This window comes from Gottfriedia sp. NPDC057991 (genome assembly GCF_042886615.1).
GTDB lineage: Bacteria > Bacillota > Bacilli > Bacillales > Bacillaceae_G > Gottfriedia.
Map to the genome: position 1 here is coordinate 274,118 of NZ_JBHVQN010000001.1, position 16,555 is coordinate 290,672.

Here is a 16,555-nt window from a genome sequence, read left to right on the forward strand (position 1 = left end):
TTAATTTGAGTATCGAATTCCAAGTCGGAAAAGATTACGAAAATGGTTCTATTAAAGACGCTTTACACGATTTAGGTTTTCAAGAAGACGGCAGGGAATATAAAAAAGACGGAAAGAGATTTAGGTATGAAGGCTGCGATAAGTATCAAAGCTACATCTTTTCTGTGACGATGAATCAATTAAATTAAAGTATTATAAAGAGAAGACACAGCCAAATTTGGATACGGTCTTTTGTTTAAAGTCCTATTGAAATCTTCAATAGGACTTTTTTATTTTAAATACGTTATTTTCTTAACTTGTGTGAATTTTTACTAATTTTCATATCAAAAAATGTCGAAAACAGTCTATTTTTAAAAAAGTGTTGGTTTTATCACATTAAAATAACCCGTTTGACAACTGATTGAATTTTCAGAATAATTAAGAATGTAGTCGAAACATAGGAGGAAGAAAATGGGGAGTAATTTTCACAAAGGAAAGTTTCTAAAAAGTATGACTGTCTTAGCATTATCATCAAGCTTAATTTTGGCCAATTTAGGAAATGTAAGTCATGTTTCAAAAGCTGATAGTTATTCAAAAGCTGAAGATATTCTTGCAAAATTAACACCAACACAAAGGTCAGCTTTAAACGAGCTATCATCTAATGAGTCGAAAGGTCTTCAAATATCTCATATGGATTTAAATTCCAATGAACAAACAAATGTAATCGTTGAGTTTTCCAATAAACCCGCAAAGGTTGCACAAATTGAATTAAATGCAGAAGGAAAGCAGCTTTCTAAAACGGAAGCTTCTAAACTAGTAGATCAAGATCATGAGGATTTCCAGGCAGATGTAAATAAGGTTTTAGTTGATGGAAATAAGTCAAAAGTAAATTTTAAAATTAATCGCTCTTATAAACATGCGTTCAATGGTGTAGCGATGAGCTTACCAGCAAATCAAATTAAAAATCTTTTAAAATCAAAAGCTGTTAAAGCCGTTTGGAACAATGAAAAGTTTTCAATTGATCCACCAAAACAAGCAGAAAATAATGAGCAGTTAAAAGCTGATGAGTTTAATATCGTTAATTATACACCGTATGATGGATTGGATCGTTTACATGAAGAAGGTTATACAGGAAAAGGAATTAAAATCGGGATACTTGATACAGGAATTGATTATAATCACCCTGATTTAAAGGATGCATATAAAGGTGGATATGATTTTGTTAACAATGATAATGATCCGATGGAAACAACGTATGCGGATTGGAAAAAATCTGGTCAGCCTGAGCTTTCTGGCTCAAATACATATTATACAGAACACGGTACGCACGTTGCTGGAATAATAGGCGGTCGTGGTGTTGCTAATAGTGAGTATAAAACACTTGGCGCTGCTCCCGAAGCAGATCTTTATGCATATAGAGTATTAGGACCATATGGAAGTGGGACAACTGCTAATATTATTGCTGCATTAGATAAAGCTGTTGCAGATGGAATGGATATTATCAACATGTCGTTAGGGGCATCAATTAATGATCCTCTTTATGCTACATCAGTTGCCGTTAACAATGCGGTTTTAAGTGGTGTAACGACTGTAGTTGCTGCAGGTAATAGTGGAGACCAAATGTATACTCTTGGTTCTCCAGGTTCATCGGCTTTAGCATTAACTGTTGGAGCTTCCTCAACTGCAATTAATATGTTTCAGTTTACTGGATTACAAAATGGCAAAAATTATGCTGTAAGAGAAATGGCAAGAAATTATACAGATGATTTAACATCCTTAAAAGGAAAAACATTTAAATTAGTAGACGTTGGGCTTGGTAAGGCAACAGATTATAACGGTAAAGACGTAAATGGAAAAATAGCTTTTATCTCTCGTGGAGACACTGTATTCGTAGATAAAATTAAACTAGCTAAAAGTAAAGGCGCAGCTGGCGTAATTATTTATAACAATGAAGTGAATAAAGCAGAAGGACTAATCCAAGCATATTTAGGTGAATCGGTCAATTCAATTCCTAGTTTTTCAGTTTCATATGAAGACGGACTGGCAATTTCAACAGCGATGAAAGCCGGGGATACTGATTTTACTTTTGGTGATTTTACAAAAGTAAAAACGGCAGATGATGAATTAGCGGTATTTAGCTCAAGAGGTCCTTCAAGGGTAAATTATGATATCAAACCAGAGATTACCGGACCTGGTGTTGCTGTACTTTCAACTGTTCCGTTTTATGTTAATAATAAAACAGTAGATGGAACTAGACCGGAAGACTATAAAATAGCCTATGAACGCTTATCAGGAACATCGATGGCAACCCCTTATGTTGCAGGTGTTTCAGCATTATTACTCCAATCTAATAAAGATCTACAACCAGCAGACGTAAAATCAATCTTAATGAATACGGCTGATTCGTTATCGAAAGATTATAGTGTTTATGAGATTGGTAGTGGAAGAGTAGATGCATATGAAGCTATTCATTCAAATGTTGAAATTAGTGTTGTTGATAAAACGCCAATGATTATTGAAGGAAAAGAAAAATCTATTAGTGAGTTAACGGGTGCAATGAGCTTTGGTTCAATTAGTTTTAATGATTTAGATCAAACTTCAACACGAAATATTACTATGAAGAATAGAAGTGAAAAAGCGAAAATCTTTAGTATTGCAGCCAAATTTCAAACTGGACTTAGCGGTTCAAAAGATGCTGCAAAAAATAATGTGACGATTTCAGGTCCAACATCCGTTAAGTTAAATGGAATTAGTTCCAAATCAATTAAATTGAATTTAAACATTCCAAAATCAGCGGAAAAAGGAATTTATGAGGGCTATATTATTTTTACAAATAATGCTGACCCAACTGAACAATACCAAATTCCATTCGGAGTACATTATGTAGAAGAAGGATTTAATTCGATGGCAACATACAATAAGATGCAGACTTCAGACTACAATAATTACTATCCTTTATTAAATTACGCGACCGGTGTAGTTTTTAATGCAAGATCGAGCATGGAAACAATTGATTTTGTTTTATTAGACAGCCAAACTGATAAAGAGATTGGCTATTTAGGAACACTAAATACATCTCAGTACAATGAAAATACAGATTATTATATTGATGGTGCTTTTACAGGATACTATTTACCGTTCACTGGAAATCCGAAGCAACCAATTTCAACTACAAAGGTTAAGGTACCGTATGGTCCGGGACATTATAAAGTAAAAATAATTGGTACAAATCGAGAAGGTAAAACCTTTACGATGATTGATCATACAATGATTGATATTACAGGACCAAAATTTTCAACAGATTTAGAAGAAGGTGTTATTGAGTACCTACTAGGAACGACATCATTTCCGATTACAGGTAGAGTGTTTGATAAAACTCAAGATGACTATAGAAAACAAGGGATTTCTATCGATCAATCTGGTAACTTCGTAATGGAGAAGAATAATAGTTCAATATTTACTAATGGATTTTATGTGGATGCGAACGGAAACTTCACATACAATATTCCAATAAGTGCGAAAAGCTTTAATGTAGAACTTGCAGGATATAATTCAGCGGCAATCGGTGACCGTTATAGATACTATACTTTTATTCCAGAAGGTACTCCAAATGTATATGGTAGTGTAAATAAAAAAATTGTGAATCAAGGTGAAAATGTTAAAGTTACTTTAAAAGCTAGTAATCTAACAGATGCGAAGAAACTAATAACAAGTTTCGGTTATTCTACAAGCCAACTAGAGTTAGTAGATGTAAAACTGAATCCAGCTATTGAAAAATTCGGAACTGCTAAACTTACAACAACCTCAGTTCCATCGGGCTCTCTAAAAATAAATGTAGAAATGACAGAAGGTAAAGTGACTGGTGATGTACCTTTTGCAGAAATCACATTAAAAGTAAAAAATGACTCATTTAATATGATATCAACTTTCAAATCACCAACAGCATCTTATGAAAATGATGCGAACCAATCTATCTCGATGTTTTCAGCGATTACTCCAATTTGGAGCCAACCAACCTATTCCAAAATTACTGGAGGTATTGGAATTCCAGAATCATTGAAAAGAGAAGGGAGAGATGGTTGGAGGGTAGATCCTTCTAAAATTGGTGCAGTGCTATCTGTAAAAGACAAAAGCGGAAATGTATATCCAGGGGTAATCTCTTCATTGGGTTCACCAACTGTAGAAAAACTACCAGTTACTATTGAAGAATTGGAAGCGTCACTTAATCTACCAGGTCATTTTACAATGTATGTACCTTTTCACGTGGGTTTTTTAAATGACGAAGGAATGCCAACTGCACATTGGAATCCCGAAATAAACTTTAAAGCACCAATTGCAGGAGATGTAAATAAAGATAATGTAATTGACATAAAGGATGCATTATTCATCCAAACATATTGGGGTACGAATAAACGAAGCGCAGACATTAATTTTGATAATATTGTTGATGCAAAAGATTTTGCTTTCTTTGAGAAAAATTACTTAATGCAAAATCCAACAGTTGGGGATGCACCAAAACCGCTTAAAAAGTATAAGGGAAAAACGATTGATGATATTAAAGTGGAGTTAGGGATTAATTAAATGAATAATTGAGACAACCCCTTCTAGTAGAGGCTATAGTAGTCTGTTTGCTTGGGAATTGTAGGTAGTGTGATGATAAATCGGGGGAGTGAATTTTGCTCTCCTTTTTTTCTATTATTTTCTCATAGTACTAATGAATCTTGAAGCATCAAACAAATAAAACTTTAGAGGTATAATTAGTAGACATGCTAAATAGAATGATACAAAGAACTAGTCCTAATAGGTTTTAATAATAGGACTAGTTCTTTTTACGAAAAATCGTTGTTCTATACAAGTAGGAGGGGCAATTATGAACTTTACAGATTATCTAATAAATGTAAAAAAACTAAATGAAGTAAAAGCGAGTCAATATAATTATAGACTTTCAACTTTAAAAAAATATAGAATTTATAACAATGAAAAAGTATTAAGTGTTCATATGCTAAAGAGGATTAAAAGTCTTTCTAAAGATACAACGAAACAATATTTAAGGACTATTAATTATCATATTGAATTTTTGAATGATAATTATAGGATGTAACAAATGCTCTTTCCTCTACACTTTGTCTATCTAAGTAAAATAATGTTTGAAAGGACACTCTAAAGGATAAAATCCTGATAGGTTGTCTTTTTTTATTAAACAGTTCTTGAAGGGGATGAGAGTAAATATGAAGAATTTTTATATAGGAAGTATTTTATTTATTTTAATGCTTTTTATCATGAGCGGATGTAATGGGAATACACTTAATACAACTAAAAATTCAGATGAGACAAAGGTGGCGAATGTTACAATGAACCCTTCTTTTTATGTAGATCCATCAATTGATTTTTCAACTAACCAAATGACTTCGATTATTATTGAATTCAAGACGAAGCCTGCTGTGGTAGCTGTAAAGGAAGCAGAGGCAGCTGGAAAACAACTTACTTTAGAAGAAGCGACTAAACAAGTAGAAGAAAGTCATGCAAAATTTCAAGAAGAAATAAAAACTCTCTTAGAAGACCAAAATGTCCCTTATACGATTAGGCATGTTTATAAGACTGCACTGAATGGTGTATCAATGGAGCTACCTGGCAAGGATATTAAACGATTATCACAATCAACAGTGATTGCAAGAATCTATCCAAATAAAAAAGTACATATTATGCCTCCTGTTACACCGTTTAATCAGAAATAATAATTCATTTGTGAGTGCCTCAAAAGTTTACACACTTTTGAGGCACTTTTTTTAGAAGGAAAATTTGAAATTTAACAATCACCTCAAATACTATTTCATTAAAAACGATTAATTAAGTGTTTTTAATCTACAAAAACAAAATAAATTTGCTATTATGATATAAAAAAGCTAGAAGTGAAGGTGAAACAACACGATGGAAATTCATTTAGTTGCAAAAGATGAGTTAGAAGCTTCAGGGATTAGGTGGGTCGTGGAGTCGCACTTTACTGGTATTAACCTTGTTTCTTGGAAAACGATGGGGGAATTTGAAAAGGCTATTCAAAAGCAGCAGCCCGACCTTGTCATATTTGATATGGACCATTGGAAAAATGAGAGTGAAAGATTTGGTGATTTAATCCAAAAATTTTCAATTCGTTGGTTAGGTATTTCATCTGAGCGAATTTTTCAAACTGCCTATCTTGCATTACAGTATCGGGCAGAGGATGTATTGTTTCGCCCATTTTCTCCTACTGATTTAATTAAGCATATTCAACAATTACGCTATCAAATTCGTAACAAAGAACGATACTTTACTAGAAACAAAAATGAAGAAATAAGCTCATTTAATATAGATTATCCTGACCTTTTTCTGAATGAAAGAATGTATGATGGTCCGATTACAATGGTTGCATTTTTGACACCAAATTCAGGGACACTTCCTCTTGTCTATAAAGCGTTAGAACGAAATCCTTTTACTGGGAAAAATCGTTTATTTGTAGGATCTGACTTTATTTTATGTGTACATGAAGTTGATGAAGTGTTATTGCAGGACGAATATAATGCATTTCTTGCTCGTTGGAAAGAAATGATGGATGAACCTCTAGCAATCGTAATGAAAGTCGGTGCGCCAGAAGAAACATTAAAAGATATTTTTGAGCAAACACTTCAGCTAACAAGGAGAATCTTCTTTGAAGGCTATGATATTATTTTGGCTGAAAACGAACCAATGACATTTCAAGAAAAGGATCCATTCCTTACACCATTAGAGCAACGCCACTGGATTGAAATGCTAGAAAGAAGAGATGCAAAAGCAATTAGAGACTGGATGGAACGAGAATTTTTAACCTTTCAGCAGCCATACCCAGATCCAGAAATTGTTCGAATCCGATTAACTAGTGTACTTGCACAAATAAGAAGATATATGAAATCAAATAATCTTCAAAATGCATCATGGGAAGGTATATATTATGATATTTTCCAAAAAATAGTTCATGGACCGATCATCTATCAAATTGTTCAAGAATTGCTTGATTTTACAACAAGTCTATTGCTACAAGGCCATGATTCTTCCCAAGAAGGACATCGTACATTAGTTGAGAAAACAAGGGAGTTAATTGAATCGAATTATTGGGATGCCGGATGGAGTTTAACGGATTGTGCTGATGCACTCCGAATTAATAAAAGTACACTTAGCCGTCGCTTTGCGGCCGAATCAAATCAATCGTTTAGAGAGACGCTCCATGAAGTGCGAATTAGAGAAGCAAAACGATTATTAGATGAAACAGACTTGCCTCTAGATGAAATTTCAAGATTAATTGGCTATTCTCACCAATCATATTTTAATGCAAAGTTCAAACAACTTGAGGGATGTACTCCTTTAGTTTATCGTTCTGGATTGTAGGAAGTGGTTTAAAGCACTATAGTTTTCCAAAAATTGACTGCTATTGCTATAGTAGTCTTTTTTTGTCATATTAGTATAATGTAACCGTATTAAAATTAAGAACGTAAATAACAGAGAATAGGCGGTAAAAAAAGTGAACTTACCAATTTTTAAATACAATCCTAATCCAATAAAATTAGGTGTCATAGTTGAAGAAGAGACAGTTTGTCCTGTTTGCGAACAGAAACGGAATTTTGTTTATGAAGGTCCATTTTATTCAGAGGAAGATGTTGAAGGAATTTGTCCATGGTGTATCGCAGATGGTTCAGCAGCCAAAAAATATGATGGAGAATTTCAGGATATAGAATCGTGTGATGAAGTCGATTGTGAAGAATATGTAGATGAATTAATTTATCGAAATCCTGGTTATATAGGGTGGCAACAAGAATACTGGCTTAGTCATTGTGGAGATTTTTGTTCGATTATTGATTATGTTGGATGGGAAGAAGTTAAACATTTAGAAATAGAATTAGAGACGGATCTAAACAGGTTAAGTGAAGAATATGGCTTATCAATTCAAGAATTTAAAGATGCTTTAAAAAATGATGGTAATTTACAAGGTTATTTATTTCAGTGTAATTGTTGCAAAAAGCATCGTCTTCATGCTGATGCATCATAATTATCTTTTTTCTATTAATTAATTAATTAATTAATTAATTAATAGAAAATTAAATTTTATGTAGAAAAAAATGAAAGGGGTTGCAACTATGTACGAATGGAACAAATTACTATTAGTTGGAGAACAAGATGGCGTAAAAGGAGATTTTAATACTCTAATTTCAATGATGAATTATGTAAGATATACAACTTTGGAAGCTATTAACGATATTACAGTGGAGGAGTTAGATTATTTGCACACTCCAACAGGTAATACAATTGGGATGTTGTTAACTCATATGGCAGGAGTTGAATATTGGTATCAACTTAATACATTTGAAAATCGAGATTTAAATTCGGAAGAAGAAGAGAAATGGTTACCTGGGTTAGATTTAAATGATCATGCTCGAAAGACAATTAAAGGTAATGATGCAGACTATTATATTAATCTTTTAAACTCGGTTCGTGAAGAAACTTATGCAAAATTTAATACACTTTCAGATGAGTGGTTGTATGAGCAGACAGAGTTTGGTAGAGCAAAAGCTACAAATTACTTTAAATGGTTTCATGTATTTGAGGACGAAATTAATCACCGTGGCCAAATAAGAATGATCCGTAAATTATTTAAAAATGCTTAAAAATAGCCTGTATCGTCGAATGATATAAATTGAGGATACAGGCTTAAATTTTAAATTTTCCTCGACTATTCCCTCATATTAACTAGTACAGATCATTAGTACATTCCCATCCAAATCTTCAAAGTTAAAATATGCAAATTCTCCAATGCGTTCGATATCTTTTACAATCGTAATATTATTTTTTTTCATAAAATTATAGGCAGCGTCTATATCTTCAGTGTAGAAATTAAATAACACATTTTTTGAAGGTTCGAACTTAAAATTAGGATCAAAAGTATGGTCATCTAATGTAAGTCCAGTAGTACCTGTTACTGGGACGTTGAAAACAGGGGATTCGATCTGGCTACGATCAAACGTTATACCAAGGAGTTTACAATACCAATTAACTGATTTTTTTAAATCCTTAACATGGATAAAAACGTAATTAATTTTATTAGCAATTGGAGAAACAGTTGATTTCATGACGATTCCACCTCTCGATTTAATCCATTAATGAATTCAACATCACTTATTTTAAACCTCTTTTATATTCATAGATTTCTTTTAAAATAGACTAATAAATTAATAAAAAATGAGATAATTTATAAAAATACAAATTAAAGTTAAGGAATGTGAAATAAAACATAAAAAAATCATTATTTTATAATAAAATATCGGAAAATTCATGTTAGACTGAAAATATCACATCAAGGGGGTATTAAATTATGAATACGGTTACAGTCGATAAAGTTAAAGTAGTTAGATATAGAGGTACGGAATTAAATACAAAAGGTTGGCAACAAGAAGCAGTCCTTCGTATGTTAATGAATAATTTAGATCCAGATGTAGCAGAGCGTCCAGAGGATCTTGTTGTATATGGTGGAATCGGTAAAGCAGCTCGTAACTGGGAGTGTTTCGATGCGATTGTTGATTCATTAAAGAATTTAGAAAATGATGAAACATTATTAGTTCAATCTGGTAAACCAGTAGCGATTTTTAAATCTCATACGGATGCACCACGTGTTTTAATTGCTAACTCAAATTTAGTACCTGCTTTTGCTAATTGGGATACTTTCCACGAATTAGATAAAAAAGGTTTAATGATGTACGGTCAAATGACAGCAGGTAGCTGGATTTATATCGGTTCTCAAGGTATTGTTCAAGGAACTTACGAAACATTTGCTGAATTAGCAAAACAACATTTCAATGGCACACTAGAAGGTACAATTACTGTTACTGCTGGTCTTGGTGGAATGGGTGGGGCTCAACCACTTGCTGTTACGATGAATGGTGGAGTTTGTATCGGAATTGATGTAGATGAAACAAGAATCGATCGTCGTATTGAAACTAGATATACGGATGTAAAAACAGATTCATTAGATGAGGCAATTCGTCTTGCTGAAGAAGCGAAAAAAGAAGGTAAAGCATTATCAATCGGTCTAATTGGGAATGCATCTGATATTTTACCAGAAATGATCGCTAGAAACTTTATTCCAGAAGTATTAACTGACCAAACATCAGCGCACGATCCATTAAACGGTTATACTCCATCAGGAATGTCTTTAGAAGAAGCGGCAGAATTAAGAGCTTCAAACCCAGAATTATATGTTGCTCGTTCAAAAGCTTCAATGGCAACTCACGTAAAAGCAATGCTTGAAATGATGGAAAAAGGATCTGTAACATTTGATTACGGTAATAACATCCGTCAAGTTGCGAAGGATGAAGGGGTAGAAAACGCATTTGATTTCCCAGGATTCGTTCCAGCTTATATTCGTCCACAATTCTGTGAAGGTAAAGGTCCTTTCCGTTGGGTAGCATTATCAGGTGATCCTGAAGATATTTACAAAACTGACCAAGCTATTTTACGTGAATTTGCTGATAATGAGCATTTATGTAACTGGATTCGCATGGCTCAGGAAAAAGTTGAATTCCAAGGTTTACCTTCTCGTATTTGCTGGTTAGGTTATGGCGAGCGCGCTCGTTTCGGTAAAATCTTAAATGACATGGTTGCAAGTGGCGAATTAAAAGCTCCAATCGTAATTGGACGTGACCACTTAGATTCAGGTTCTGTAGCATCTCCAAATCGTGAAACTGAAAGCATGATGGATGGATCAGATGCAGTAGCAGACTGGCCAATCTTAAATGCAATGATTAATGCAGTTGGTGGAGCTACTTGGGTATCAGTTCACCACGGTGGTGGAGTAGGAATGGGTTATTCATTACACGCTGGTGTCGTAATTGTTGCAGATGGTACAAAAGAAGCAGAAGCTCGTATTGAGCGCGTATTAACAACAGACCCTGGAATGGGTGTAGTTCGTCACGCTGATGCGGGTTATGAGCTAGCTAAACAAACTGCTCGTGAAAGAGGAGTAAATATTCCAATGCTTGATAAAGGGACTGATAAGTAATGACAAAACCAATTTGGATTAAAAATGTAGCTCAATTAGCAACGCTTGCTTCTGAAGTGAAAGGACCTCGCTCAAAGGAAGCAATGTCAGAGCTTGGTTTAATTGAAGACGGTAGCTTATGGATTGAAGATGGAGTAATTCAAGCTGTTGGTACAACAAAAGAAATTCAAGATCGCTATGCAGATAAAATTCATGAAGCAGAAGTAGTTGATGCATCAAATCAACTTGTTACTCCTGGTCTAGTGGATCCACATACACATGTTGTGTATGGTGGAAGCCGTGAGCGTGAATTTGAAATGCGTCTTGAAGGTGCAACATATATGGATATTATGAATGCGGGTGGCGGAATTCATGCGACTGCCCGCATGACTCGTGAAGCGACTGAAGAAGAATTGATGGCACAAACGATGCGTCGTCTTGATTCATTCATTGCACATGGCGTGACAACTGTAGAAAGTAAGAGCGGTTATGGTATGGATTTAGAAACCGAGCTAAAGCAGTTAAGAGTTATGAAAAAATTAAAATATATGCATGCAGTTGAATTAGTTCCTACTTTTATGGGTGCTCATGCAGTGCCGAAAGAGTTTAAAGGACGAGAAGACGATTTTGTTGATCACTTAATTAACGACATGCTACCAATCATTGCAGAGGAAAAATTAGCTGAATTTAATGACGTTTTCTGCGAAAAAGGTGTATTTACGCCAGAACAATCAGAGCGAATTTTAGAAGCAGGTAAAAAATATGATCTAATTCCAAAAATTCATGCTGATGAAATTGAACCTTATGGCGGAGCGGAATTAGCAGCAAAAGTTGGTGCTATTTCAGCCGAGCATTTATTAAAAGCTTCTGATGAAGGTATTGCTGCAATGGCTAAATCAGGAACAATTGCTTGTCTTCTTCCTGCAACAGCACTTTATTTACGTGAAGATGCTGCAAAAGGAAGAAAAATGGTTGATGAAGGAGTCGCAGTAGCTATTTCAACTGACTGCAATCCAGGTTCTTCACCAACAACTTCAATGCCGCTTGTAATGAACTTAGCTTGTATTTCAATGAGACTTACTCCAGCTGAAAGCTTAACGGCAGCAACATACAACGCTGCGTGTGCAATTAATCGCCAAGATCAAATCGGCTCACTTGAAGTTGGAAAACAAGCTGACATTGTATTATGGAATGTTAAAAACTATCAAGAATTACAATATTTATTCGGCGTTAACCATGTGAAATCTGTTTGGAAAAAAGGTGAAAAGATAGTTTAAGTAGTAGAAAATGATAGATAAATGGCGGGTTCTTCTAATAAAAAAAATTAATAGGAGGAACTATCTTTTAATGAAAAATAATTATAGATTCTTTATCATTTTTATGATCATTATGATCACGATTGTTAATTATATTGACCGAGGTGCAATTTCATATGCACAGGCAGAAATCATTAAAGAGTTTGGATTAAGTCCAGTTAGTTGGGGTGAAATCTTAGGTTACTTTGGATATGGCTATATTTTCGGGGCATTATTTGGAGGAGCTTTCGCTGACAAAAAAGGACCTAGATTTATGTGGCTACTTGCTGCAACTGCCTGGTCAATTTTTGAATTAGGTACTGTATTTGCTGGTCATTTAGGTGCAACATTATTCGGTGGATCAGCTTTAGCTGGTTTTGCAGTTTTCCGAGTTTTATTCGGATTTGCAGAAGGACCTACCCTTTCAACAATGAATAAAACAATGGCTAACTGGGTTTCTCCGAAAGAAAGAGGCTTTGCAGTTGCACTTGGTTTAGTAGGTACACCTGTAGGGGCACTTATTACTGCACCAATCGTAGTTGCTCTATTATCAGTTGCAAATTGGAAAGTGACATTTATTATACTTGGGGTAGTTGGTTTAATTTGGGCATTTATTTGGTCTAAAGTATTTACAAACCTACCAGAAGAAAATCCAAATGTCACAAAACAAGAACTTGAGACCATCCGTTTGAATAATCCAGTTAGTGGAAAAAGTGAACAAGAATCTACACCATGGTACTATTTTTTCAAAAATCCTAACCTAGTAATGAATGCAATTGGATATTTTGCCTTTTTATATGTAAATATATTATTACTTACTTGGACGCCAAAATATTTACAAGATGAATTCGGTTTTTCATTAGCATCACTAGGATTTGTTGGAATGATACCATGGATTGGAGCTATTTTCACAGGATTGCTAGGCGGAAAAATATCAGATTCACTTCTTAGAAAAACAGGGAATTTACGTATTGCTAGATCTTGGTTCACAGTTATTTCTTTATTCTTTACAGCAATTTGTTTCATGCTGATTCCAACAGTTCAAAGTGCTACAGCAGTCTTAATCTTAATGTGTATTGGTAATGCATTTAACTATTTACCAAACTCGATTTATTGGACAGTCGTATTAGATACAGAACCAAAAAAAGCTGGAACATTTGGTGGTGTAACACATTTCATCGCAAACCTAGCTACAATTATTGCACCAACCTTAACAGGTAGCCTAGTAGCAAAACATGGATATAGCGCAATGTTTATCGCAGCATCAATCGCAGTAACATTAGGAATGGTTGCAATGGTCTTTGTTAAACCAGGGAAAAGAGAACAAACTGCTAGACCTTCGAATGATCTTGCAGGTTAATAGAATGAAAAAGAGAAATTGTTTCGGCAATTTCTCTTTTTTTTGCTTTTGATACTGCTTCCAAAAATTGGTATGCAACATAAAGTGCTTTAAGTTCTAACAATTTTTATAGCTTATTAAAATAGTAATACCTTAAAAATAGGGGGGATTATAGTTGAAAAAAAGAAGACGTAATACTCCATATTTTACGTTTTTAGCTTGGGCATCTTTCTCAATTTTTAGTGTTTTAACTTTTATCGGACTTTATCATTTAGAAGAACCATTGTATGTAAAAAGCTATTATTTAATGGGGGCAATTGGAATTATTGTATCGTCATTTATGGTTGCAAAAGTTACACGTGATAACCAAGAAGATATGGAAGACGAGCAATTTGATGAAGTTAAAAAGGGGAAAAATGAAAAAATAGAAAGTTAATAGATAAAAATTTAGCCGCTAATGCGGCTATTTTTTGTTTAGAAAAATGAATATTGTTCAATAAAGAGTAGAAATTGCTAACTTCCAAAAGAGATTAAATTAATTTGACATGCAACTAAGTGGTTGCTTATTATATAATTATTGAGGAGGTTGAATGAAATCGATCAGGTTTTTAAAGCACTTGCCGATTCAAGTCGGAGAAAACTTCTTGATGAACTTTTTATTAATAACGGACAAACATTGAGTGAATTATGTCAACATCTTGAAATGAGTAGACAAGCAGTAACCAAGCACCTAGTGATACTAGAAGATGCGAATCTTGTTGTAGTACAGTGGCACGGACGAAATAAACTTCATTATCTTAATCCGGTACCAATTAATGAAATTTCTAAACGATGGATTAACAAGTACGAAAAAAGTCAATTGGAAGCGCTTAGTGAATTAAAAATTGAACTTGAGGAGGGCAATAAGAAATGAATAAACCACAATTTGTTTATGTTACATACATTGCAACTACACCTGAAAAACTATGGGAAGCTTTAACAAGTACTCAATTTACTGAAAAATACTTTTTCGGAACTGCAATTGAATCTGATTGGAAAGTAGGGTCAACTGTTTCCTACTTACGAAATGGAGAGGTGACAGATTACGGAACGATATTAAAATGTGAACCAAATCGTTTACTTTCTTTTACTTGGAATCACACAAATGATCCGACGAACCGTACAGAACCATCAATCGTCACATTTACTTTAAAAGAATTAGAGTCAACAGTTAGATTAACGCTAAAGCATGAAAATCTAGAACCGACTGATTTAGTAGATCGTGACGATACGTTTGAAGGCTTAAACAATGGCTGGCCAGCAATTTTAAGTAACTTAAAAAGCTTGCTTGAAACAGGAAGTACATTGCCACCTATTTCGATTTAGAACAGATAGTTTTTATGAATTAAAAAAGGGACTGCCTCATTAGTCAGGTTAACTGACAGATGGAAGTCCCTTTTTTAATTGTAAAAATAGTTTATTTTAATTAGAAATTACGCTTATGTAACATTACTTGTAAACTTCTGATTAGGTTAATACAAAGTGGGGGTATCTATAATAGTGAGTTGATTTGATTGCTCTTTTTTAAGGGTTTTATCAATTTTTTTCTAAAATGAAAAGGATTGAAGCATGTTTGTTAGTTTTCCAATTAAAAATATAGTTCAATGTAAAATTATTTCATCATAATACCTTAACTGGTATGGGTAATACTTTGTTTTAATTGCGATTCTTTGGAATTTAATTGCAGTTTAGCTAATTTTAATTGCGATTCTCTAAATTTAATTGCAGTTTTGCCAATTTTAATTGTGATTCATAGATTTTATTTGCAGTTCACTGTATTTTGCAAATGTTCATCATTTATTTGCACAGATAAACTTCCTATATGCGATTCTATAAAACTTATTTGCAACTCTACTATATTCAATAAAAATTTTGGCAGCCACTCATTTTTGTCTCCTGACTTCCCATTTTACATATATCGTATTATAAGATATAATCTTTTAATAAGATATAATCGTACTATACGATATAAGGAGAATCAACATGGATAAGGAAATAAAACAACTGAATCAATTATGGACCGATATTTACTATCTTTTACGATATAAGCATAAAGAAAATATTACGCACCAGAGTGTTCGGATTTTACAAATGATCGATAAAGAAGCTGAAGTTGGGATAAAGGACATTGCTGAAGGAATTAAAGTCTCACACAATACAGCATCAGAGCATGTAAAACGTTTACTAGAAAAAGAATATGTTTATAAAACCCGTGGTGAGGTGGATCAACGAAAAGTAATCCTAATGCTTACTGATTTAGGGAAAGAAGTTTTGTTACAAAATTCAAGTTTAAATGAGGAAAAACTACAACAACTTCTTTTTGAACAGATGACCGAACAAGAAAGAGAAACAATTTTAAAAGCCTTTAATTTAATGAAAGAGAGGGCTCAAAGTGTACGCGATTATTAAAATATTTACTTCAGCAATTATAATCGGAGTTATTACTGAAATAGCACGCCGATTTCCTACACAAGGTGGATTGATTGCGGCTTTACCGATCGTTAGTCTTTTAAGCCTTATTTGGCTTAATGTTCAAGGTGAACAAGTGCAAACATTAAGTAAATTCGCTTATGGTGTTGTATTAGGGATTCCAGGTACAGTCGTTATGCTGTTAATTATTGGAGTAGCTCTTCAACATTCAATGCATTTAATTAGTTCAATCGGGCTTGGAATTGTAGGATGGGTTCTTTATATTTTTGCTCAAGATTTAGTCGTAAAGCATTTGTTTTAATAGTGATAACTTAAAGTAATTAGTTACAAATTAAGAATAATAAAATGATAAAACGACTGTGATAGAACAGTCGTTTTATATTTTTTTAAGGTATGTTTCGAAAATATTAATTGACTTTGGGCTTCTGTGATTAATGT

General features: G+C 33.7%; 16 protein-coding genes. 15 read left to right on the forward strand and 1 reads right to left on the reverse strand.

All coding sequences use genetic code 11. The annotated features are described in order from the left end of the window. Positions 1–5: 5 nt before the first annotated feature. The 7 genes from ACFVR2_RS01320 to ACFVR2_RS01350 all read left to right on the forward strand — a co-directional run bounded on the left by ACFVR2_RS01320 (position 6) and on the right by ACFVR2_RS01350 (position 8,648). Positions 6–188, forward strand: a complete 183-nt coding sequence (locus ACFVR2_RS01320) for a hypothetical protein (RefSeq protein WP_387358187.1) — start codon at positions 6–8, stop codon at positions 186–188. Positions 189–450: 262 nt separating this feature from the next. Further along, positions 451–4,560 (forward strand): S8 family serine peptidase, encoded by a 4,110-nt coding sequence (locus tag ACFVR2_RS01325; protein ID WP_387358189.1) that lies wholly within the window; start codon positions 451–453, stop codon positions 4,558–4,560. A 289-nt stretch (positions 4,561–4,849) separates the two neighbouring features. Continuing rightward, entirely contained in the window at positions 4,850–5,080 is a 231-nt protein-coding gene (locus ACFVR2_RS01330; protein ID WP_056472965.1) for a hypothetical protein, read from the forward strand. A 127-nt stretch (positions 5,081–5,207) separates the two neighbouring features. Next, positions 5,208–5,714, forward strand: a complete 507-nt coding sequence (locus ACFVR2_RS01335) for a protease inhibitor I9 family protein (RefSeq protein ID WP_335413988.1) — start codon at positions 5,208–5,210, stop codon at positions 5,712–5,714. A 193-nt stretch (positions 5,715–5,907) separates the two neighbouring features. After that, a complete protein-coding gene (locus ACFVR2_RS01340; protein ID WP_387358192.1) occupies positions 5,908–7,374 on the forward strand; it encodes a response regulator transcription factor in 1,467 nt (488 codons plus the stop codon). Positions 7,375–7,507: 133 nt separating this feature from the next. Further along, complete coding sequence (locus ACFVR2_RS01345) at positions 7,508–8,032, forward strand: CbrC family protein (protein WP_387358194.1); 525 nt, start codon at positions 7,508–7,510, stop codon at positions 8,030–8,032. 88 nt (positions 8,033–8,120) lie between these two features. Continuing rightward, positions 8,121–8,648 carry a DinB family protein gene (locus ACFVR2_RS01350; protein WP_387358196.1) on the forward strand — a complete coding sequence of 176 codons (528 nt, stop codon included), beginning with the start codon at positions 8,121–8,123 and terminating at the stop codon, positions 8,646–8,648. Between the two features lie 78 nt (positions 8,649–8,726). Here ACFVR2_RS01350 and ACFVR2_RS01355 read toward each other — a convergent pair whose 3' ends face one another. Beyond that, positions 8,727–9,110 (reverse strand): VOC family protein, encoded by a 384-nt coding sequence (locus tag ACFVR2_RS01355; protein WP_387358198.1) that lies wholly within the window; start codon positions 9,108–9,110, stop codon positions 8,727–8,729. Positions 9,111–9,352: 242 nt separating this feature from the next. Here ACFVR2_RS01355 and hutU point away from each other — a divergent pair, with 242 nt between their 5' ends. The 8 genes from hutU (at position 9,353) to ACFVR2_RS01395 (ending at position 16,418) form a co-directional block, all read left to right on the forward strand. Next, positions 9,353–11,035, forward strand: coding sequence for a urocanate hydratase (gene hutU / locus ACFVR2_RS01360; RefSeq protein WP_387358200.1), 1,683 nt, complete (start codon positions 9,353–9,355; stop codon positions 11,033–11,035). Further along, positions 11,035–12,291 (forward strand): imidazolonepropionase, encoded by a 1,257-nt coding sequence (hutI, locus tag ACFVR2_RS01365; RefSeq protein ID WP_387358202.1) that lies wholly within the window; start codon positions 11,035–11,037, stop codon positions 12,289–12,291. Before hutU ends, hutI begins: the two co-directional genes overlap by 1 nt. A 70-nt stretch (positions 12,292–12,361) precedes the next feature. Further along, positions 12,362–13,669, forward strand: coding sequence for an MFS transporter (locus tag ACFVR2_RS01370; RefSeq protein WP_056472983.1), 1,308 nt, complete (start codon positions 12,362–12,364; stop codon positions 13,667–13,669). Between the two features lie 154 nt (positions 13,670–13,823). Next, positions 13,824–14,084, forward strand: coding sequence for a YiaA/YiaB family inner membrane protein (locus ACFVR2_RS01375; RefSeq protein ID WP_387358205.1), 261 nt, complete (start codon positions 13,824–13,826; stop codon positions 14,082–14,084). A 150-nt stretch (positions 14,085–14,234) separates the two neighbouring features. Beyond that, entirely contained in the window at positions 14,235–14,561 is a 327-nt protein-coding gene (locus tag ACFVR2_RS01380; RefSeq protein WP_387358207.1) for an ArsR/SmtB family transcription factor, read from the forward strand. Next, entirely contained in the window at positions 14,558–15,013 is a 456-nt protein-coding gene (locus ACFVR2_RS01385) for an SRPBCC family protein (RefSeq protein WP_387358209.1), read from the forward strand. The genes ACFVR2_RS01380 and ACFVR2_RS01385 overlap by 4 nt, the downstream gene beginning before the upstream one ends. A 657-nt stretch (positions 15,014–15,670) precedes the next feature. Continuing rightward, positions 15,671–16,096, forward strand: coding sequence for a MarR family winged helix-turn-helix transcriptional regulator (locus ACFVR2_RS01390; protein ID WP_387358211.1), 426 nt, complete (start codon positions 15,671–15,673; stop codon positions 16,094–16,096). Then, positions 16,080–16,418 (forward strand): DUF3147 family protein, encoded by a 339-nt coding sequence (locus tag ACFVR2_RS01395; protein WP_387358213.1) that lies wholly within the window; start codon positions 16,080–16,082, stop codon positions 16,416–16,418. The genes ACFVR2_RS01390 and ACFVR2_RS01395 overlap by 17 nt, the downstream gene beginning before the upstream one ends. Positions 16,419–16,555 lie beyond the last annotated feature (137 nt).

Coding starts and splice junctions, on each gene's coding strand:
- ACFVR2_RS01350 (WP_387358196.1), top strand. CDS start 8,121: ATGTACGAATGGAACAAATTACTATTAGTTGGAGAACAAGATGGCGTA.
- ACFVR2_RS01370 (WP_056472983.1), top strand. CDS start 12,362: ATGAAAAATAATTATAGATTCTTTATCATTTTTATGATCATTATGATC.
- ACFVR2_RS01355 (WP_387358198.1), bottom strand. CDS start 9,110: ATGAAATCAACTGTTTCTCCAATTGCTAATAAAATTAATTACGTTTTT.
- ACFVR2_RS01340 (WP_387358192.1), top strand. CDS start 5,908: ATGGAAATTCATTTAGTTGCAAAAGATGAGTTAGAAGCTTCAGGGATT.
- ACFVR2_RS01390 (WP_387358211.1), top strand. CDS start 15,671: ATGGATAAGGAAATAAAACAACTGAATCAATTATGGACCGATATTTAC.
- ACFVR2_RS01335 (WP_335413988.1), top strand. CDS start 5,208: ATGAAGAATTTTTATATAGGAAGTATTTTATTTATTTTAATGCTTTTT.
- hutI (WP_387358202.1), top strand. CDS start 11,035: ATGACAAAACCAATTTGGATTAAAAATGTAGCTCAATTAGCAACGCTT.
- ACFVR2_RS01330 (WP_056472965.1), top strand. CDS start 4,850: ATGAACTTTACAGATTATCTAATAAATGTAAAAAAACTAAATGAAGTA.
- ACFVR2_RS01385 (WP_387358209.1), top strand. CDS start 14,558: ATGAATAAACCACAATTTGTTTATGTTACATACATTGCAACTACACCT.
- hutU (WP_387358200.1), top strand. CDS start 9,353: ATGAATACGGTTACAGTCGATAAAGTTAAAGTAGTTAGATATAGAGGT.
- ACFVR2_RS01325 (WP_387358189.1), top strand. CDS start 451: ATGGGGAGTAATTTTCACAAAGGAAAGTTTCTAAAAAGTATGACTGTC.